18 protein-coding genes and 1 pseudogene are annotated in these 17984 nt (G+C 63.2%); 9 read left to right on the top strand and 10 right to left on the bottom strand.

Annotated features, from left to right (window positions below):
* Positions 1–73: 73 nt before the first annotated feature.
* The 4 genes from LMTR21_RS11530 to LMTR21_RS11515 all read right to left on the bottom strand — a co-directional run bounded on the left by LMTR21_RS11530 (position 74) and on the right by LMTR21_RS11515 (position 3443).
* Entirely contained in the window at positions 74–565 is a 492-nt protein-coding gene (locus tag LMTR21_RS11530) for a GNAT family N-acetyltransferase (RefSeq protein ID WP_065756854.1), read from the bottom strand.
* On the bottom strand, positions 562–831 hold the full coding sequence (locus LMTR21_RS11525; protein ID WP_065756853.1) for a type II toxin-antitoxin system TacA family antitoxin: 270 nt from the start codon (positions 829–831) through the stop codon (positions 562–564). The genes LMTR21_RS11530 and LMTR21_RS11525 overlap by 4 nt, the downstream gene beginning before the upstream one ends.
* Before the next feature lie 73 nt (positions 832–904).
* Positions 905–1648: a peptidoglycan-binding domain-containing protein gene (locus tag LMTR21_RS11520; RefSeq protein ID WP_246175434.1), complete on the bottom strand. Its 744-nt coding sequence runs from the start codon at positions 1646–1648 to the stop codon at positions 905–907.
* Positions 1641–3443 (bottom strand): ATP-binding protein, encoded by a 1803-nt coding sequence (locus tag LMTR21_RS11515; RefSeq protein ID WP_430642583.1) that lies wholly within the window; start codon positions 3441–3443, stop codon positions 1641–1643. Before LMTR21_RS11515 ends, LMTR21_RS11520 begins: the two co-directional genes overlap by 8 nt.
* Before the next feature lie 430 nt (positions 3444–3873).
* Here LMTR21_RS11515 and LMTR21_RS11510 point away from each other — a divergent pair, with 430 nt between their 5' ends.
* A complete protein-coding gene (locus LMTR21_RS11510) occupies positions 3874–4302 on the top strand; it encodes a DUF5330 domain-containing protein (RefSeq protein WP_065756849.1) in 429 nt (142 codons plus the stop codon).
* A gap of 82 nt (positions 4303–4384) precedes the next feature.
* Positions 4385–4813: a SufE family protein gene (locus tag LMTR21_RS11505; protein WP_065756848.1), complete on the top strand. Its 429-nt coding sequence runs from the start codon at positions 4385–4387 to the stop codon at positions 4811–4813.
* A gap of 12 nt (positions 4814–4825) precedes the next feature.
* On the opposite strand, the gene LMTR21_RS11500 is transcribed toward LMTR21_RS11505, so the two are convergent.
* Both LMTR21_RS11500 and LMTR21_RS11495 read right to left on the bottom strand, forming a co-directional pair.
* The gene (locus LMTR21_RS11500; RefSeq protein WP_065756847.1) at positions 4826–5239 is read right to left on the bottom strand and encodes a Ros/MucR family transcriptional regulator; all 414 of its coding nucleotides are present in this window, start codon (positions 5237–5239) and stop codon (positions 4826–4828) included.
* A gap of 311 nt (positions 5240–5550) precedes the next feature.
* Complete coding sequence (locus LMTR21_RS11495) at positions 5551–6426, bottom strand: hypothetical protein (protein WP_065756846.1); 876 nt, start codon at positions 6424–6426, stop codon at positions 5551–5553.
* Positions 6427–6764: 338 nt separating this feature from the next.
* On the opposite strand from LMTR21_RS11495, the gene LMTR21_RS11490 reads away from it, so the two are divergent.
* From LMTR21_RS11490 to LMTR21_RS11480, 3 genes are all read left to right on the top strand, one after another.
* The gene (locus tag LMTR21_RS11490) at positions 6765–8414 is read left to right on the top strand and encodes a glycosyltransferase family 39 protein (RefSeq protein WP_148635959.1); all 1650 of its coding nucleotides are present in this window, start codon (positions 6765–6767) and stop codon (positions 8412–8414) included.
* Between the two features lie 111 nt (positions 8415–8525).
* Positions 8526–9302 (top strand): class II aldolase/adducin family protein, encoded by a 777-nt coding sequence (locus tag LMTR21_RS11485; RefSeq protein WP_065756844.1) that lies wholly within the window; start codon positions 8526–8528, stop codon positions 9300–9302.
* Between the two features lie 30 nt (positions 9303–9332).
* The gene (locus tag LMTR21_RS11480; protein ID WP_065756843.1) at positions 9333–10316 is read left to right on the top strand and encodes an NAD-dependent epimerase/dehydratase family protein; all 984 of its coding nucleotides are present in this window, start codon (positions 9333–9335) and stop codon (positions 10314–10316) included.
* Between the two features lie 135 nt (positions 10317–10451).
* Here the strand turns inward: LMTR21_RS11480 and LMTR21_RS11475 are convergent, their stop codons facing one another.
* From LMTR21_RS11475 to LMTR21_RS11465, 4 genes and pseudogenes are all read right to left on the bottom strand, one after another.
* Positions 10452–11627: a sensor histidine kinase gene (locus tag LMTR21_RS11475; protein ID WP_283813561.1), complete on the bottom strand. Its 1176-nt coding sequence runs from the start codon at positions 11625–11627 to the stop codon at positions 10452–10454.
* Between the two features lie 9 nt (positions 11628–11636).
* Positions 11637–12068: pseudogene (locus tag LMTR21_RS40775) on the bottom strand (PAS domain-containing protein); the annotation flags it as partial.
* A 351-nt stretch (positions 12069–12419) separates the two neighbouring features.
* A complete protein-coding gene (locus LMTR21_RS11470; RefSeq protein WP_065756841.1) occupies positions 12420–13826 on the bottom strand; it encodes a M20/M25/M40 family metallo-hydrolase in 1407 nt (468 codons plus the stop codon).
* A 61-nt stretch (positions 13827–13887) separates the two neighbouring features.
* Entirely contained in the window at positions 13888–15525 is a 1638-nt protein-coding gene (locus tag LMTR21_RS11465; RefSeq protein ID WP_065756840.1) for a helicase HerA-like domain-containing protein, read from the bottom strand.
* 333 nt (positions 15526–15858) lie between these two features.
* Here LMTR21_RS11465 and LMTR21_RS11460 point away from each other — a divergent pair, with 333 nt between their 5' ends.
* From LMTR21_RS11460 to folB, 4 genes are all read left to right on the top strand, one after another.
* Positions 15859–16224 carry a hypothetical protein gene (locus LMTR21_RS11460; RefSeq protein WP_065756839.1) on the top strand — a complete coding sequence of 122 codons (366 nt, stop codon included), beginning with the start codon at positions 15859–15861 and terminating at the stop codon, positions 16222–16224.
* Between the two features lie 53 nt (positions 16225–16277).
* Positions 16278–16685 (top strand): DUF4332 domain-containing protein, encoded by a 408-nt coding sequence (locus tag LMTR21_RS11455; RefSeq protein ID WP_065756838.1) that lies wholly within the window; start codon positions 16278–16280, stop codon positions 16683–16685.
* A gap of 72 nt (positions 16686–16757) precedes the next feature.
* Complete coding sequence (folP, locus tag LMTR21_RS11450) at positions 16758–17615, top strand: dihydropteroate synthase (protein ID WP_065756837.1); 858 nt, start codon at positions 16758–16760, stop codon at positions 17613–17615.
* Complete coding sequence (gene folB / locus LMTR21_RS11445) at positions 17612–17983, top strand: dihydroneopterin aldolase (protein WP_057863243.1); 372 nt, start codon at positions 17612–17614, stop codon at positions 17981–17983. Before folP ends, folB begins: the two co-directional genes overlap by 4 nt.
* The last annotated feature ends 1 nt before the right edge of the window (position 17984 follow it).

The following is a 17984-nucleotide window of genomic DNA, read 5'->3' as shown; positions in this document are numbered from 1 at the left end:
GGGCGGACGCTAGTACCACCAGCCTCACGTCCGTGACGCTTCACGACAGATATCCTTCGCACGATCGAGTGTCTCACAAAGCGGCCTGCAGGTCGGCCAGAGTCACCATCAGCGTTTGGGGGTCTGCGGGTGAGGATTCCACGCCGACAGCGCGATAAAAACTTGCGGCTTCCTCGGAGATTGCGTGCACCAGAAGTCCGCGTATGCCGATGGCGTCGGCGGCACCAAGTATGCGTAGCGCTGCGTCACGGAACAGGGCCCGTCCCAAACCTCGTTTCTGGTATCCATTGTCGATGGCAAGGCGGGCAAGGATAGCTACCGGAATTGGGTCAGGCATGTTGCGCCTGAATCTTCCCGTCGCCTCCGCGCAGGCGAGTGCGCCTGCCGCCAGCGCATAATAGGCAACGACACGACTTCCCTCGCAAACAACGAAAGTTCGCGATGCACCACTCTTGTGATTGGCTAACGCGCGACGCCTGAGCCAATCATCAAGAGCTGGATGACCGCACGAAAACGCCGACACATCGTGACCATCCTCGATCGACGACGGAGGACCGAGCTTCATTCCCAGGGAGCCTTACCCTGCATGGTGCGCTTGAGTCGTTTGTTCGGCGATGGTGGCGCCTCGAGCCGTGCAATAAAGTCCGCGTAAGCCTTGGCACTTACCTGGATGACGGCGCGATCGAGCAGCGCCTCTTCGGCAGCGCGTCGGGCGGCCTCAAGAATGAAGTCGGTGCGTGTCTTGCCTTGAACCTTGGCGGCCCAATCGAACAGAGTCCGATCCTCGGGCTTGATGCGCATGTTCAGGGTGTCACGGGCAGTCGCTGACATGGTCCATTTCTCCTCGTCGGGGAACCATATCAGATATGCAATGACATTGTCATTACAAACGAGAGCTTTCCGCCTAGTCGATCGGGTGCCCAATCATGGCCGTGAGCTCCTTCACCAGCCGATCGGACATTTGTCCGGTCACCGGGAGCTTGCGGTCGCGCTCGAATTTCGAGATCGCGGCCTGCGTGTCCGAACCGACCGCCCCGGTCGGCTTCAACTGGCCATAGCCATATTGCGTGAGCGCGCGCTGCACCGCCGCCACGCGGCGCGCGCCGGCGCTTTGCGTAGTGGCCGGAATCGGCGCCGGCGGCCGCGCTACATTGGCAGGCGCCGTAGTAGGCGCGCCGGTCGACTTGACCACCAGATTGGCCATGGGATCGGCATTCTTGGGTTCGGCGTTCCTGGAATCGGAACTCCTGAAATCAGAACTCCTGGAATCAGAGGTCTTGGGTTCCGCGCTCCTCACCTCGACCGGCCGGATTTCCGGCGGATCTGAATCGCCTGGCCTTCCGGTCAATTCGACCGGGCGCGGGCGCGGCAACGGGTTCGACACGGCAGCCTGCGGCGCCGGCAGCGTCACGACCGAGCCGAACATCGGCGAGGGATGGCGGCCAGCCTGCAGAAACAATGCATTGGCGACGATGGCGCAGATCGCGGCAGCCGCAAGCAGGCCCGCGATCACGTCCTTCGGACTGTGCAGGAAGATGCGCGTCAGGAGACCGCGACGCTCTTCCTCCGCTTCGATCGCAACCGCCTTCGCGCCACGGCGGCGGCGGCGCGGCATCTCGTCTTCGTCGTCGTCAATACGCCTAGGCACGCTTCTTCACCTGCTGGGCTTCGTCCTGAGATTCGGGTCGCTGCGCCGGTTTCAGCGTCGCGATGTTGTTTGAAGGCGCCAGCGACGGCGCAAAGTCAAGCGGCAAGGTAACGGTCACCGTGGTGCCCTCGCCGACGCTGCTCTGCACGTTCATCTCGCCATTATGCAATGCGACCAGTCCCTTCACGATCGACAGGCCGAGGCCGGTGCCTTCGTGCTTGCGCTGATAGGTCTTGCCGGCCTGGAAGAACGGATCGCCGATCCGCGCGAGGTCCTCGGCCGCGATACCGACCCCGGTGTCGGTGACACCCAGCATCAGCCGCGATCCCTCGACGGCGGCGGAAACCGTCACGCTGCCGCCGCGCTCGGTGAACTTGATGGCATTGGTGATGAGGTTCAGCGCGATCTGCTTGAACGCACGGGGATCGCCATTCATGACGGGCAAGTCTTCCGCCGCGCGGGTGATCAGATCGACGCCGTTGTCGCGCGCCTTCAGCGCCAGCAGATTGCAGCAGTGCAGCAGCGCCGCGCGCGGCGCGAACGGCTCCGGCGAAATTTCGAAATTGCCGGTTTCCATCTTGGACATGTCGAGGATGCCGTTGACGACCGACAACAGATGCTGACCGGAATCGTTGATCAGCTGCGCATATTCCCTGCGGCGCGCGGTATCGAGCATCATCGCCTCTTCATGCACGATCATCTCGGAGAAACCGATGATGGCGTTGAGCGGCGTGCGCAGTTCGTGGCTCATGGTGGCGAGGAAGCGCGTCTTGGAGGCATCGGCCTGCTCGGCGGCGGCGCGCGCCGTTTCGAGGGCCTGCTCCTGCATCTTGCGGTCGGTGATGTCGCGCATCACGGCGACGACCTCGGCCTCGGGCGAAGCCTGCTCGAGCAGCCGGCAGCGCATCTCGACCCAGATGAAATCGGCTGATGTGTTCTGGCCGCGCACCGCATCGCGGCGCAGGCGGAATTCGACGCTGCGCTGCTCGCTGCCGCCCGCGGCATCCGATAGCGCCGTAAGATAGGCCGGCCGATCGGCGACATGGACGCGGTCGAACAGGCCGTGGCCGGTAAGTCGGGCGCCGGGCGTGCCGAGCATGGCTTCCGCCGCCGGTGAAATGAACCCCACGGCGCCGTTGCGACTGTGACGCGAAATCACGTCGCTCATGTTCCGCGCCAGCAGGCGGTAACGATCCTCTTCGAGATAGAGCAACGACACAGACGTGCGCGCCAGCGATTCGGCGCTGACGGCGAGTCCCGCCGCGTAGAGCGTCGCCGAAGCGACGCCCGCCCCCATCAGGACGCCGCGCAGGGCCGCGTTCGGCTCCGCCACCGGCAGGAGATGAAAATGTCCAAGCGCGATCAACATGGCGGCGCATGACAGCGCCAGCGCGGAAGCGAACGCGACCACGCGGCGCGAGGCCGATAGCGCAGCTTCCAGCGGAACGACGATGAGCCAGACCGCGGCGAAGGATTCGATGCCGCCGGTGGTCACGGCAACCATCATGACAAGGCCGGCCAGCGCCAGCGCGGAAAGGATATGCGCGCCTTCGTAGCGGCCGGTGCGCGACAGGAACCAGGACAACAGAATGGGAGCGATCAGCCAGGCGAAGGCCGCAACCTCGAGCGCCGTGGGCGCTCCGCGCATCGCCAGATAGATCGGAAAAGCGGCAAGCGCCACCAGGCTGCCGAGCAGCCGCGGCGCCATGAACGCGCGATGACGCGCACGCGTCAGCGCATCATATCGTGCCGAGGGATGCAGCAACGCATCGAGACAATCGCGGATGATACTCAAAACAATCACGGCTCTCGCGCTTCGGCTCGTTCGTCAGACAGACGCGCCGGAACGCCCCCATTATCCTTGACGCCACCGTGTCAGAGCGAGCTTAAGCGAACGCTAAGGCGATGCGGATTGGCGCCGGGCACCGCGTCTTCGCAGGGATTTCGCGCCTTGCGCGAGCTCCATTCGACGCGGATGGTGAACGATAGGTTTCCAGCACTGAGGTTCTATGGTTTCGAAATGGTGGACGCGCTGCCGACGCAGCCTTTGCGCGTATTCATCGCCATCAATCGAAAATTTACGTCGAATCGCATCTTTCAAATTTTCTGCGAGTTTTCGCCGAATTTACTTCAATGCAAACACTTAGGATTTATCGACGACTGTTAGTCAGAAACGAAGCTGCGGGTTAACCGCGGCACAACCAAAAGACGACCGGGATCGCGAGATGTTTTTTATGCTTCGCATGGCGTTCTGGCTCGGGCTCGTGCTCGTGCTGCTGCCCAGGGAAAAGACGCCCGAATCGGACAAGACGCCGCAGATCAGCGCGTCCGAGGCTGTATCGGCTGCCACCGCCGCCGCCTCCGACATGAGCCAGTTCTGCAAGCGCCAGCCGGCGGCTTGCGAGGTCGGCGGCCAGGCCGCAACGGCGATCGGCCAGCGCGCCCAGGATGGCGCCCGCCAGTTGTACAAGATCATCACCGACGACAAGAAGTCCGAGCAACCCAGGGTCCCCGACAAGAAGCCCGACCATACCAGTTCGATCGGCACCGACGCCGAGGCCGTTGCCGCGAACACGTCGCCCACCGACGCGCTGACGGACGACGACATGGCGATCGAATGGCGGATGCCGCGGACGCCGTTGGCTGCAAAATAGGCGGCGGAACCGGTTCCATTTCCGTCGCTTTCGTCCAATCCGCGTCCTATATAAGACTTCAAGGAAACGGATGCGGACCAGGATGACGATCGACGAAATCAGGGACAATTTCGAACTGCTGGACGAGTGGGACGACCGCTACCGGTATGTCATCGAACTCGGCCGCATGCTCGATCCGATGCCGGAGGCCGAGCATTCCGCCGAGAACAAGGTCAATGGCTGCGTCAGCCAGGTCTGGCTTTCCAGGCAGATCGACCGCAGCGGCAATGGCGAGCCGCGGCTGAAGTATCTGGGTGACAGCGACGCTCACATCGTGCGCGGCCTGATCGCAATCCTGCTCACGCTGTATTCCGGCCGCACGCCACAACAGATTCTTTCGACCGATGCGCTCGCCGTGTTCGACGAGTTTGGATTCCGCGAGCATCTGACGCCGCAGCGTTCCAACGGCCTGCGCTCCATGGTCGAGCGCATCCGCTCCGACGCGCGCGAGTCGCTGGCCGCGGCTTCCTGACGTTTCGCGCAGTTACTTCCGCTTCCGCGCCTGCTGACCGAGGCCCATCTTCTTGGCGAGCTGCGAACGCGCCACCGCGTAGTTCGGCGCCACCATCGGGTAATCCGGCGGCAGGCCCCATTTGTCGCGGTACTGTTCCGGCGTCATGTTGTACTGCGTGCGCAGATGGCGCTTGAGCGACTTGAAGCGCTTGCCGTCTTCCAGACACACCAGATATTCCGGGGTTATCGACTTCTTCATCGACACTGCCGGCTTGGCCGGCTCGAGCGGCGTCTCGGGGCGGCCGCTCGACACCCGCATCAGCGCGGCGTGGACCTGGCTGATCAGGTTCGGGATTTCAGAGGCCTGGGTCGGATTGTTGCTGAGATAGGCCGAAACGATATTGGCGGTCAGTTCGACGGGCGTTTTGCCGGCGGGATCAGTCATGGCTCAACCTTCTGGGTCACCAACGCATCTGTCGGCCACACGGTTCGGACAGTATCCGACCGCGCCTATACATCAACGAAAGCTCGTACAACTTGGCGTATATGACCGAAGTGCCGGGAAACTGACAAGAACGGCGGCGTTTTATTTTCGATAGCCTGCTTCGCAGCAAGTATTGGCCGGCACTAAAGCGTTTTCCAGCGAAGCATGCCCTCGGACTTGATCCGTGGGTGGGCACCGGTTCGCGTCAAGAAAACGCGTCAAATCAAAAATCTGGAGCCCCGTTCCGATTCCATCGGAACGGAAAAAGGGCTCTAGGGCCGCTGATCGAGATGCGCGCGCAGTTCGTCGATGGAGGCGAAGCGCATCATCCCCTCCGGCATCTGGGCCTCGATCGAACCATCGGAATAGAGCGAATAGGCCATGCCATCGACAATGCCGGACTTCAGCACCGTCACCGCCGGCTGATCCTCCGTGCGCCCCGGTCCAGCATTGGCTTCCGCGAGCGTCGGAGACATGCGGCCACCGCGCCGCGGCGGCAGCGGCGGTAGCGGGGCTTCAGCAGTCTTGCGATCCGTTCTCGGCCAGGCGTCATCGAACGCCCCCCGTGGCGGTTCGGCCGGTTCGACCGGCGGCACGGCGGGCGGATTGGAGCGAAAGTCGGATGACAACAGATCCGGCGGCAGCGGTTCGCCGCCCCGCGATTGCGCACGCTCGCGTTCCTTTCGTGATGTCGAGGAAAACAGCAGATTGCGCTTCGGTTTCGGCGTCGACGGCGGCGGTTCGGGGTGGGTCGGTTCCGGGATCGGGTGATCGCGCAAGACAGTCTCGTTCTGCCACGGCGGCGGTGCCACTGGCGAGAATGGTCCGGGACCGCTCGCCTGTTCCGCGGCCGGGAAACTGGGGACGACCGGAGCGGTATCCCGCGCCGCAGCGACAGGAAGCGGCGGCAGCGCCGCGGCCTCACCGCGCGCTTCGGGCAGGCCGGCGCCGAGCCGGCGTGCGATGTTCTTCAACTCCCGGACCGCTACCCACAGCGCAAACATGATCGCGCCGGTGCAAATGCCGGTTACGCCGGCGATAATCAGCGTGTTACCGGTGCTGAATTCCTTGATCGGTATCCCGAAGCCGATCGCCAGCAGGCCTGCCAAAGCGAGGCCGATCGCCGCGACCAACACCACAAACATCATTGAACTAACCCCTCAGCCGCGCCCTTAACGCTCGCCAGCCGCCCCAGGCCACGATACCGTCATCTTGTGCGCACCGCCAACCGCCAATTGCGTCCCCGGTTCCATAACGGCGCTCGTTCGTTTGCCGGATCCGATCTCGGCGGCCATTCAGGTATCGTTCAGCCCGCCGGCCGTAGTTTTACCATCTACTAAATACCGCCCTTTTGTTGCATTGCATCAGGGCTTTAGGCCACAATTCCCAATTACTTGGAAATGGAACTAGGCTATATGGGTACCCGGGGAATGCGGCTCAACAATATCCTTCGTGGGCCATAGGGGACGCTGGGTTACCAATCGCCATGTCATCCATCACGACTTCTGCCCTCGATACGCCCGCGCGGCGCTCGGTGGAGCGGACCTGTGACGACCTTGCCATCTTCGTGCTGGCCGTGGTCGCCCTGGTCGCGGGCCTGACTTTCCGCGACTACGGGCTGGGCTGGGACGACTACACGCACGCTGAATATGCCGACCTGCTGTTGCGGATGTACGGTTCCGGCTTCAAGGACACCGGCGCGCTGTCGTTCGCCAATCTCTACATGTATGGCGGCGGCTTCGACATGGCGGCGGCGCTGCTGCACAAGGTCATCCCGCTCGAATTGTTTGAAACGCGCCGCCTGCTCGGTGCCATCGTCGGCCTGATCGGCCTTGGCGTGACCTGGCGGCTGGCGCGGCGGGTCGGCGGTCCGCTTGCCGGGCTCGCAACGCTGCTGCTGCTGGTGCTGTGCCCGACCTTCTATGGCCACATGTTCATGAACCCGAAGGATGCGCCGTTTGCCGTCTCGATGGTGATCCTGATCCTGGGTTTGGTGCGTCTCGCCGAGGAATACCCCGCGCCCTCGCCGCGAACCATTTTGATCGTCGGCATCGGCGCCGGCCTCTCCATCGGCTGCCGGATTCTCGGCGGGATGGCGCTGGTCTATGCGATGGTGGGCTTCGTCCCGCTGCTTATCGAGGAAGTTCGCAACCAGGGCGCGCGCGAAGCCGGCCGTCGCTTCGCCCATGTCGTGTACGTGCTGCTGCCCGGCCTCGTGCTCGGTTACCTGATCATGGGCCTGGTGTGGCCGTGGTCGATCATGGAAGCGGACCATCCCTTCAAGGCGCTGACCTATTTCTCGCACTTCTTCGAGAAGCCCTGGAAGGAAATGTTCGACGGCGCGCTGGTGTCGGTGCCTGATATGCCGTGGTCCTACCTGCCGACCCTGTTCGCGCTGCAGCTTCCCGAGGTCATGCTCGCGCTTCTGTTCGCCGGCATCGTCGGCACCTTCATGTCGCTATCGCGCAAAGACGTGAAGGCCCGCCGCAAGACCATATACCTGATGCTGACGCTGGCGGCGACCTTGCCGCTGGTGATCGCGATGGTGAAGCGGCCGGCGCTCTACAACGGCATCCGGCATTTCGTTTTCGTCATCCCGCCTATGGCGGTGCTCGCCGGCGTATCGTTCGCCTGGGGCATGAACTGGCTCAAGGACAATCACCGCCGCTGGCAGCCTGCCGCGCTGGCGGTGTTCACGTTCGGCCTGCTGCTGCCGCTCAGCGAAATGATCCGCCTGCACCCTTACGAATACACCCACTTCAATCACATCGCCGGCACGGTGCGGACCGCCGACAATTACTTCATGCTGGACTATTGGGGTCTGGCGCTGAAGCAGGCTTCCGACGGTCTGCGCGAAGAGCTGGTAGAGCGCCAGGAAGTGGCTCCGGCGGGTCGCAAGTGGAAGGTCGCGGTGTGTGGTCCGCAGCGGCCGGCGCAGGTCGCGCTCGGCCCTGACTTCACGATCGGCTGGGACAGCCAGTCCGCCGACTTCGCGATGACGCTGGGCGAGTTCTACTGCAAGGGCCTCACCGCGCCCGTCATGGTGGAGATCAAGCGCGATGATGTCGTGTTCGCGCGCGTCTACGATATTCGCGGCCGCGCCATCTCGACACTTCTCGCCATTCCGGCGCCGTAACGACCCGGTGCCTGCGATGGCATGACTGCCACGCAGGATGGCTGCCTTGCTGGCCGTCCGGCACACGGCTAGGCTTGCTCTTCAAATCGATCATTTTCGGGAGACCGCGCCATGTCGCCAGCAGAAGCTCGCCTGAAGCGGGTTCCCGGCATGACGGACGCTGAGTGGAACCAGCGGATCAACCTCGCCGCCTGCTATCGCCTCGTCGCTCTCTATGGCTGGGACGATCTGGTCGACACCCACATCTCGGCGCGCGTGCCCGGCCCCGACCATCATTTCCTGATCAACCCGTACGGGCTGATGTTCGAGGAGATCACGGCGTCGAGCCTGGTGAAGGTCGATCTCCACGGCAACCAACTCAGCGAAAGCGAATACAGCATCAACCCCGCAGGCTTCACCATCCATTCGGCGATCCACGAGGTGCGCGAGGATGCCGGCTGCGTGCTTCATCTGCATACGCCGGACGGAACGGCGGTCGCGAGTTGCATGGAAGGCCTGTTGCCGATGAACCAGACCGCGCAATTCGTCACCCACGACCTCGCCTATCACGACTATGAAGGCGTGGCGCTGGACCATGACGAGCGCCCGCGGCTGCAGAAGGACCTTGGCAACAAGAACCACATGCTGCTGCGCAACCACGGCACGCTGACGGTTGGCCGTTCGGTCGCCTCCGCCTTCGAGCGCATGTATCACCTGGAGCGCGCCTGCACGATGCAGGTGCGCACCCGCATGCTGGGCCCGACCGCCTACCCGATCGAGCAGGCTGTGGTCGACAAGAACGAACAACTGTTCAGCAATGCCGATTTCGCCGAGCGGCGCTCGACGCAATTGGTGTGGCCGCCGCTGTTGCGAAAACTCGATCGCATCGATCCGAGCTACAAGACCTGAACCTGGCGAACGTGAAAAAGGTTGTAGCGCGTGACGGTACTGGTGACCGGCAGTTCCGGCCATTTGGGCGAGGCGTTGATCCGTACGCTGCAGGCGCAGCGGCGCGAGGCCATCGGCATCGACATTCTGCCCGGCGCGTTCACGCATCACACAGGCTCGATCGCTGACCGGGCGTTCGTGCGCCGTTGCATGAGAGGCGCCGCGACGGTGCTGCACGCCGCAACGCTGCACAAGCCGCATGTGGCAACGCATAGCCGCCAGGACTTCGTCGACGTCAACATCACGGGCACGCTCAACCTGCTCGAAGAAGCCGCGGCAGCGGGTGTCTCGGCATTCGTCTACACCAGCACGACAAGCGTCTTCGGTGATGCGCTGGTGCCGCCGCCGGGCGAGCCGGCCGCCTGGATCACCGAAGACGTCACGGCGGTGCCGAAAAATATCTATGGCGTCACCAAGGCGGCAGCGGAGGATCTGTGCCAGCTATTCGCGCGCAATCATTCGCTTTGCGCCATCGTGCTGCGCACCTCGCGTTTCTTTCCCGAGGAAGACGACAATCGCGCGACACGCGAGGCGTTTAGCGACGCCAACGCCAAGACCAACGAGTTCCTGTATCGTCGTGTCGACATCGAGGACGTGGTCAGCGCGCATCTCCTGGCGGCACAGCACGCGCCATCGGCCGGCTTCGCAAAATACATCATCAGCGCCACTACGCCGTTCGCGCGCCACGACGCGGCGGAATTGCGCACCAACGCGCCGGCCGTGATCCGCCGCTGCGTGCCGGACTATGAGGCCGAATATGCAGGCCGTGGCTGGACGATGCTTCCGGGCATCGATCGCGTCTATATCAACGACCGCGCCCGCGCCGAACTCGGCTGGCGGCCGCGCCATGATTTCCGCGCGCTGATGGCGCGGCTGCGGACCGACGAGGACATCCGCAGCCCCCTCGCGCGCGAGATCGGCAGCAAGGGTTATCACGATCGCGTTTTCAGCGAGGGGCCTTACCCCGTGGAGTGAGGCTGCCGAAGATATCGATTGGACGAGTCGCGCCGATGCGCTAAACTGCCGGCCACACACCCTCTACGCGTTTGGCATCAAAACGCCGCCCAATCCCGGGCGGCGTTTTTGTTTGGAGCGGCGGCTGCATAACGCTCACGTCCTGTCCGGCATCTGTCTTGGGAGTATGATCCTTACGTCAGTCCCCTTCCCGGGTTCGCTGCTCAAGCGGAGCTGGCCGCCCAGGCGATCCGTCACCACGCTGTAGACGATATGCAGGCCGAGGCCCGTGCCGCCCTGGTGGCGGCGGGTGGTAAAGAACGGATCGAACGCCTGCCGCCTGACGTCCGGGCTCATGCCGCAGCCGTCATCGCTAAAGATGATTTCGACGTCATCGGCGCCGCATGCGCTCACCTTGATGGCAATGTTCCCCCGCCGGCCGTCCGGAAACGCATGCGCGATCGCGTTGAGGAAAAGGTTGGTCAGCACCTGCCCGTAGGAGCCGGGATAGCTGCTGACCGAAAGCCCCTGCTCGCACTCGACGTTCAGCATCACGCCGTGCTTTGGCAGAGCCGGCCGCAAGCCCGTGGCGACCTGCTCGGTGAGATCGCCGAGATCGAACGACCGAAGATCCGAAGTGTTGCGGTCGGACGCCACCTGCTTGAACGACTGGATCAATTCGGCCGCACGGTTCAGGCTCTCCTGAAGCTGGGCGGAGCCGTCGCGCACGGCCTTCACAAACTCGTTAAGGCTCGACCGCTTGAGCGTTCCCAGCGTCGTTTCCGCGGCAAACTGCCGGCTTTTGCGCTCCAGCGATGACGCGACCGTCAGACTGGTGCCGAGCGGATTGTTGATTTCGTGCGCGACACCCGCAACCAGCCGACCGAGCGCTGCTAGCTTTTCCGCCTCGATCAGCGAGTTCTGGGTTTCGCGCAGATTTTGCAACGCCGCTTCGGCCGCATCCCTTGCCCTGCGCACTTCCCGCTCGCTGCGCTTGCGTTCGCTGATGTCGATATGGGTGCCGATCCAGCCATAGACCACGCCCTGGGGATCGCGCAGCGGAACGACACGCGTCAGGAACGGGCGATACTCGCCATCCTTGCCGAGCAGCGACAGCTCCGACTCCATGGCGGTGCCGGTTGCCAATGCTTCGGTCCAGCGATTGCCAAGCACCGTATGCCAGGCATGCGGATCGATCTCGCCCGCAGGCCTGCCCGTGTATTCGTACCAGTGACTGTTGAGCCAGTAGATCGCGCCATCGGCGTGCGTCATCCACACCAGCTGCGGAATCGAATCCGCCAGCGTGTGGAACTGGCGTTCGCTGGCCCTCAGCGCGGCCTCGGCGCGCTTGCGCTCGGTGATCTCCTCGGCGGCGACATTGACGCCAACGATCTCACCGTCGGCGTTGCGATGCGGATGCCAGTAGGTGACCCAGAAGCGCTCATCGGTTTGGTCGGCGCGCTGGCCGGCCACCTCGACGCCGGTGACGGGATCGCCGGTGCGCAGGATTGACTGCACAATGCCTTCGACCGCGTCCGCCAGCGCCGGTACGCAATCCCGCACATAGCGGCCAAGATGGTCCTCTACGGAAATGCCGCAGATATCGGTCAGGCGCTGGTTGATCTGCAGGTAGCGGCAGTCAGGCGACAGGAACGCAAGGCCGACCGGCGCGGTGTCGTAGATCAGTTGCAGCGTCGGCTGCCGCGGATCGAACACCTCGTCTGAAAATCGCGGCGGTACGCCGGTCGCGATCGAGGGTTGATACGGAGTCATCGGCTGCTATTGGCTTCCATCGCCAATCCTCCCGGGCGCAACGCAACTAAACCCGATACGTTTGTAGAGGTAGTGATCGCTTCGGCATGCGTACCGCCAGGGATCCGGATCATGTCGCCGACCGTCTCGTCTGCCCACGGCAGATCGAACCGGTCCGTCCCGGGCGACGAGACGGCATCTGCGGGATTGAACGCCTCAATGGGGTGGCGCGCAATAGGTCCCGGGAAGCCCGGACCTGCGCGGAATCGACCTGGAACCAGCCCATGTTCCATCGGACGGAAATATATGCACAGGCGGGTCGTATCGCCGCGGGAAACGCGGAGGGGATACACACCCGCTGTTTGAGGACAACTATCCGCGCTGCGCCTCCGCGAACGCACCCAGGATCCGCGCCCAGGAGCGGATGCCCTTGTGGTAGCTCTTCAGATCATACTTCTCGTTCGGCGAATGGATGTTGTCGTCGTCGAGACCGAAGCCGATCAGCAGGCTGTCGAGGCCGAGCGTGCGCTTGAAATCCGCGACGATCGGGATCGAGGCGCCGGAGCCGACCAAGAGCGCCTCCTGGCCCCATTCCTCGGTCAATGCGCGCTTGGCAGCCGCCAGCGGCTTCATGTTCCAGTCGAGCGCGATGGCCGCGCCACTGGAGTGCTCGGTGAAGACGGCCTTGCAGTCGCCCGGAAGCCGCGCGGTGACATAGTCGCGGAAGGCCTTCTTGATCTTCTGCGGGTCCTGGCCTTCGACCAGACGGAAGGAGATCTTTGCGGAAGCTTCCGCCGGGATCACGGTTTTCGAGCCCTCGCCGGTATAGCCGCCGAAAATGCCGTTGATGTCGCAGGTCGGACGCGAGGATATTTGCTCGATCAGCAGGCGATCCTTTTCGCCGGCGGGGATCGAGAGGCCGATCGGCTTAAGGAACGACTCCGGCGTGAGGTTCAGGTTCTTCCACTGCGCCAGGATATCCGGCGGCAGATCCTTCACGCCGTCGTAGAAGCCGGGAATGGTGATGCGGCCGTTGTCATCAAACAGGCCGCCGAGGATGCTGGTCAGCACGCGGATCGGGTTGCGCGCGCCGCCGCCGAACACACCGGAATGCAGATCGCGGTTGGCGGCCTTGATGGTGACCTCGTCATACATCAAGCCGCGCAGCGAGGTTGTGATGGCGGGCGTGTTCGGGTCCCACATGCTGGTGTCGCAGACCAGCGCGAAGTCTGCCTTCAACTCATCCTTGATCGCCTCCATGAACGGCACGAAATTCTTCGAACCGACTTCTTCTTCGCCTTCGATCAGGATCGTGACGTCGATCGGCAGCGATCCCGTGACCTTCTTCCAGGCGCGGCAGGCCTCGATGAAAGTCATCAACTGGCCCTTGTCGTCCTCCGCGCCGCGCGCCACGATGATCTTGCGGCCGTCGGCGTGATCGGTGACGACAGGCTCGAACGGCGGACGGTGCCACAGATTGAGCGGATCGACCGGCTGCACATCATAATGCCCATAGAACAGCACGTGCGGGCGGCCGTCGGTGCTGCCGTTCGCTTTGGCGACGATCGCGGGATGCCCCGCCGTCGGCCTCACCTCCGCCTTGAAGCCGAGCGTCGCAATATCCTTCGCCAGATGATCGGCCGCCGCCTTGCAATCGCCGGCGAAGGCCGGATCGGCCGAGATCGACTTGATCCGCAACAGCGCAAACAGCCGCTCGAGGCTGTTGTTGAAATCGGCGTCGATATGATCGAGGACCGGCTGGATCTTGGCATTGGGCATGGTTGATTATTCCTGGCTGCGAGCCTTGTTATTTGACGTCAAGTTGTAGCTTGCCGCGGCCTTACCGCCGCAGCAATCCGCCCAGCGCGCCGCGCACCAGCGCGCGTCCGACCGAACTGCCGAGCGATCCGCCGACCGATTTGCCGAGATCGGCGACGACGCCGCCGATCACCTTGTTGGTGACAGAGCGCGTGACATCGCGCGCGATAACCTGGCCGGTCGACAGCCGGCCGCGCTTGACGTTGGTGCCGAAGATCGTGCCGACGATCGAACCGATCTGTCCGAGAACGCCGCCGCCGCTACCGTCGCCCTGGCCATCCGCCGGCGCCGCCGTGTCGGCCACGCGCTTCTGCAGCATTTCATAGGCGGATTCGGCGTCGATCGCGGTGTCGTATTTGCCCTTGAACGGGCTCTTGCTCATGATCGCCTTGCGCTCTTCCGGCGTGATCGGCCCGATCCGCGCGGTCGGCGGCCGGATCATCACGCGCTCGACCATGGTCGGCGTACCGCCGCCTTCAAGGAACGACACCAGCGCTTCGCCCTTGCCGAGTTCCATGATGACGCGGGCGGTATCGAGCTTCGGATTCGGCCGAAAGGTCTGCGCCGCCGCTTTCACCGCTTTCTGATCGCGCGGCGTAAAGGCGCGCAACGCGTGCTGCACGCGGCCGCCCAGCTGGGCCAGCACCTTGTCCGGCACGTCGATCGGATTCTGCGTGACGAAGTAGACGCCGACGCCCTTGGAACGGATCAGGCGCACCACCTGCTCGATCTTGTCCATCAGCGCATCCGGCGCATCGTCGAACAACAGATGCGCCTCGTCGAAGAAGAACACCAGTTTCGGCTTCGCCAGGTCACCGGCTTCCGGCAGTTCCTCGAACAGCTCCGACAGCATCCACAGCAGGAAGGTAGCGTATAGCCTCGGGCTCTGCATCAGCTTGTCGGCGACCAGGATGTTGACCACGCCGCGGCCGTCGCTGTCGGTCTTCATGAAGTCCTTCAGCGTCAGCGCCGGCTCGCCGAAGAATTTCGATGCGCCCTGGTTTTCCAGCACCAGGAGCTGACGCTGAATGGTTCCGACCGTTGCCTTGCTGACATTGCCGTAGCTCTGCGCGGCCTTTCGAAGCGCGGCCTTGAGTTCCTCGTTGTCGTCAGGATCATCGTCCGCGGCGGCTGCCTTCTTGGCGACCGGCGCGATCGCATCCAGCAGCGCTCGCAGATCCTTCATGTCGATCAGCGTCAGCCCGTTTTCATCCGCCACACGGAATGCGACGTTGAGAACGCCCTCCTGCACGTCGTTCAGCTCGAGCATCCGCGACAGCAAGAGCGGCCCCATTTCCGTGACCGTGGCGCGGACGGGATGGCCCTGCTCGCCGAACACATCCCAGAACACGGTCGAGAACTGGTCGGGCTGGAAATTGAGCCCCATCTCTCCGGCGCGCTTGAGGATGAAGTCCTTGGCTTCGCCGACCTCGGAAATTCCGGACAGGTCGCCCTTGATATCGGCCGCGAACACGGGAACGCCGGCACGCGCAAAGCCCTCCGCCATTATCTGGAGCGACACGGTCTTGCCGGTACCGGTCGCGCCGGTGACAAGGCCATGCCGATTGGCAAGCGCGAGCGTCAGCCACGCCGTCTGTTCGCCTTTTCCGATGAAAATTTTCTCATCGGTATCGGCGGTCTTGTTGTCGGAGGTCACCATCGCATCGCCTCTTCACGCATCGGAAAGATTTGGTATGGCAATCATATCGCATCCTGCCCCCCGATTGAAACCGTCGGCCGCCGCATACATTGCGCGTTCGCCTGCCTCATCGCTCGCGCCTTTCATACTTTTTTCCTGTCTCCGGCGGAGAAAACGAGAACGCAGCGCAACAAGTTCGCGTGAATCCAGCCTTCACTCTTGCATTGCTGCAACACTCGGCGAATCAAAATCATCTCGATGGGCGCGGTTGCTTGTATTTCAGATCGCAGGCGCTCAAGATCAATAGACGAGCAGCGACACGGCAAAAGCCGGTTGCTGGGGACGGGGCAAATTATGGACGAACTGATTGGGCGGCTGGCCTCAAAGGCCGGCATCGATAGCGCTGTCGCTGAAAAAACCATCGGCATCGTTCTGGGTTTTCTCCGTAACGAGGGGCCCTCCGACAAGGTTCAGGCTCTGATCGACCAAATTCCGGGTGCCGAAGCTGCAATTGCCGCTTCCAGCAGCAATAGCGGGTTCGCGAGGCTGATGAGTGGAGGCCTGATGGCGGTTGGCACCAGGCTGATGGCGCTGGGCCTGGGCATGAACGAGATTCAGAACGTGGCACGTGAACTTTTCAGGTTCGGTCGCGACAAAATCGGAGCGGATCAAATGAGCGAAATCATTTCAGGGACGCCGGGCCTCAGCCAGTTCGCATAGTCAGCAGCGGTTACGCATATTCAGCCCGGACACAGTTTTTTTCATCTGGTATCATGACTTACTCCCTTTCCGAGATCGACGGCTTGACCGCCTACTCTGCCTCGAAACTGAAATCGGTGGGCATTCGCACCACCGACGCGCTGCTGGAAGCCGCCCGCACGGTGAAAGGGCGCAAGGCGCTTGCGGCAAAGACCGGCATCAGCGAACAGCAACTGCTCGAATGGGCCAATTTTTCCGACTACATGCGCATTCCCGGAATGGGCAAGGCCAAGGTGGGTCTGGTCCGCGCGGCCGGCGTCACCACCGTGCGTGAACTCGCCCACCGCAATCCGGCACGCCTGGCCCAGAACATGAAAGACGTGAACACAAAGCGTAAACTCGTCCGGGTTCTGCCTTCCGAACGATCGGTCGAGCAACTGATCGAGCAGGCGCGCAAGCTCCAGCCGAAGATCAGCTACTGAGCCCGGACAGGCCGGCCCGCGGGCACGCTCTCACACCTTGACTCCCCGGCGCGGACCGCGCAAAGCGACCGCATGATCGCAGCCAAGTCCAGACCAACCGCCGCAACCGGTCCGGCCGGTCAGCCGGTGCTGCCTGCGCTGCTGTCCAGGCCCTATCCGGCGGTGATGGGCGTACTGAACGTAACGCCGGATTCATTCTCGGACGGCGGGCAATTTACGGCCCCCGAACAGGCGCTGGCCCAGGCCCGGCGGATGATCGCCGAAGGCGCGGACATCATCGACATCGGCGCGGAATCCACCCGCCCCTACGGGTCGGAACCGATCCCGGCGGAAGAAGAATTGAAGCGCCTGCAGCCGGTGCTATCAGACGTCGTGGCACTCGGCATTCCCGTGTCGATCGACAGCATGAAATCGGCCGTCGTCGCCTGGGCGCTGGATCAGGGCGCCGCCATCGCCAACGATGTCTGGGGGCTGCAGCGCGATTCCGGCATGGCGGGCCTCGTCGCCGAGCGCGGCGTACCCGTCATCATCATGCACAATCGCGACAGCGCCGATCCCGCCATCGACATCATGCAGGATATCGCTGATTTCTTCGGCCGTTCGCTCGACATCGCCGCCAAACGCGGCATTTCGCCCGACGGAATCGTGCTCGATCCCGGCATCGGCTTCGGCAAGACACCCGAACAGAGCATGACCGCGCTGGCGCGGCTCGGCGAGTTGCAGTCGTTCGGATTGCCGCTCCTGGTCGGCGCCTCGCGCAAGCGTTTCATCAGCATGGTGACGCCGTCGGAGCCGCATCAGCGCCTCGGCGGCTCGATTGCCGCGCATCTCTTGGCGGCGCAGAACGGCGCCCGGATCATCCGGGCGCATGACGTGGCCGAAACCGTACAGGCTTTGCGTGTAACCACGGCAATCAGGGAGCGGGAATGAGCGATACGATCTTCATCACCGGCCTCGTTACCCATGCCCGCCACGGCGTGATGGAGCACGAGACCAAAGTCGGGCAACGGTTCGTAATCGATCTCGAACTCTCCATCGACCTGTCGGAATCCTCGCACTCCGATCGGCTGTCCGACACCGTTTCTTATGCCAGCGTGGTCGAGACTGCGACCGCTGCGTTCACGAACACCCATTACAAGCTTTTGGAGCGTGCGGCCGGCGCCGTCTCGGACGCGATCTTCGCGGCGTTCCCACGCGTCCATGCGGTCAAGGTCACGGTCCACAAGCCGCATGCGCCGATCGCCGAGATCTTCGAGGATGTCGGCGTGGTGCTGGTGCGCAAGCGGCCATCACCCTGAC

This window comes from Bradyrhizobium paxllaeri, from assembly GCF_001693515.2.
Classification (GTDB): domain Bacteria; phylum Pseudomonadota; class Alphaproteobacteria; order Rhizobiales; family Xanthobacteraceae; genus Bradyrhizobium; species Bradyrhizobium paxllaeri.
Note: the sequence above shows the minus strand (reverse complement) of the source record. Positions and strands in the feature narration are given on the sequence as shown.

What these genes read in the sequence shown, in the direction of transcription:
- LMTR21_RS11530 (WP_065756854.1), bottom strand. Translation starts at nt 565, where the DNA reads ATGAAGCTCGGTCCTCCGTCGTCGATCGAGGATGGTCACGATGTGTCG.
- LMTR21_RS11525 (WP_065756853.1), bottom strand. Translation starts at nt 831, where the DNA reads ATGTCAGCGACTGCCCGTGACACCCTGAACATGCGCATCAAGCCCGAG.
- LMTR21_RS11510 (WP_065756849.1), top strand. Translation starts at nt 3,874, where the DNA reads ATGTTTTTTATGCTTCGCATGGCGTTCTGGCTCGGGCTCGTGCTCGTG.
- LMTR21_RS11505 (WP_065756848.1), top strand. Translation starts at nt 4,385, where the DNA reads ATGACGATCGACGAAATCAGGGACAATTTCGAACTGCTGGACGAGTGG.
- LMTR21_RS11500 (WP_065756847.1), bottom strand. Translation starts at nt 5,239, where the DNA reads ATGACTGATCCCGCCGGCAAAACGCCCGTCGAACTGACCGCCAATATC.
- LMTR21_RS11495 (WP_065756846.1), bottom strand. Translation starts at nt 6,426, where the DNA reads ATGATGTTTGTGGTGTTGGTCGCGGCGATCGGCCTCGCTTTGGCAGGC.
- LMTR21_RS11490 (WP_148635959.1), top strand. Translation starts at nt 6,765, where the DNA reads ATGTCATCCATCACGACTTCTGCCCTCGATACGCCCGCGCGGCGCTCG.
- LMTR21_RS11485 (WP_065756844.1), top strand. Translation starts at nt 8,526, where the DNA reads ATGTCGCCAGCAGAAGCTCGCCTGAAGCGGGTTCCCGGCATGACGGAC.
- LMTR21_RS11470 (WP_065756841.1), bottom strand. Translation starts at nt 13,826, where the DNA reads ATGCCCAATGCCAAGATCCAGCCGGTCCTCGATCATATCGACGCCGAT.
- LMTR21_RS11465 (WP_065756840.1), bottom strand. Translation starts at nt 15,525, where the DNA reads ATGGTGACCTCCGACAACAAGACCGCCGATACCGATGAGAAAATTTTC.
- LMTR21_RS11460 (WP_065756839.1), top strand. Translation starts at nt 15,859, where the DNA reads ATGGACGAACTGATTGGGCGGCTGGCCTCAAAGGCCGGCATCGATAGC.
- LMTR21_RS11455 (WP_065756838.1), top strand. Translation starts at nt 16,278, where the DNA reads ATGACTTACTCCCTTTCCGAGATCGACGGCTTGACCGCCTACTCTGCC.
- folP (WP_065756837.1), top strand. Translation starts at nt 16,758, where the DNA reads ATGATCGCAGCCAAGTCCAGACCAACCGCCGCAACCGGTCCGGCCGGT.
- folB (WP_057863243.1), top strand. Translation starts at nt 17,612, where the DNA reads ATGAGCGATACGATCTTCATCACCGGCCTCGTTACCCATGCCCGCCAC.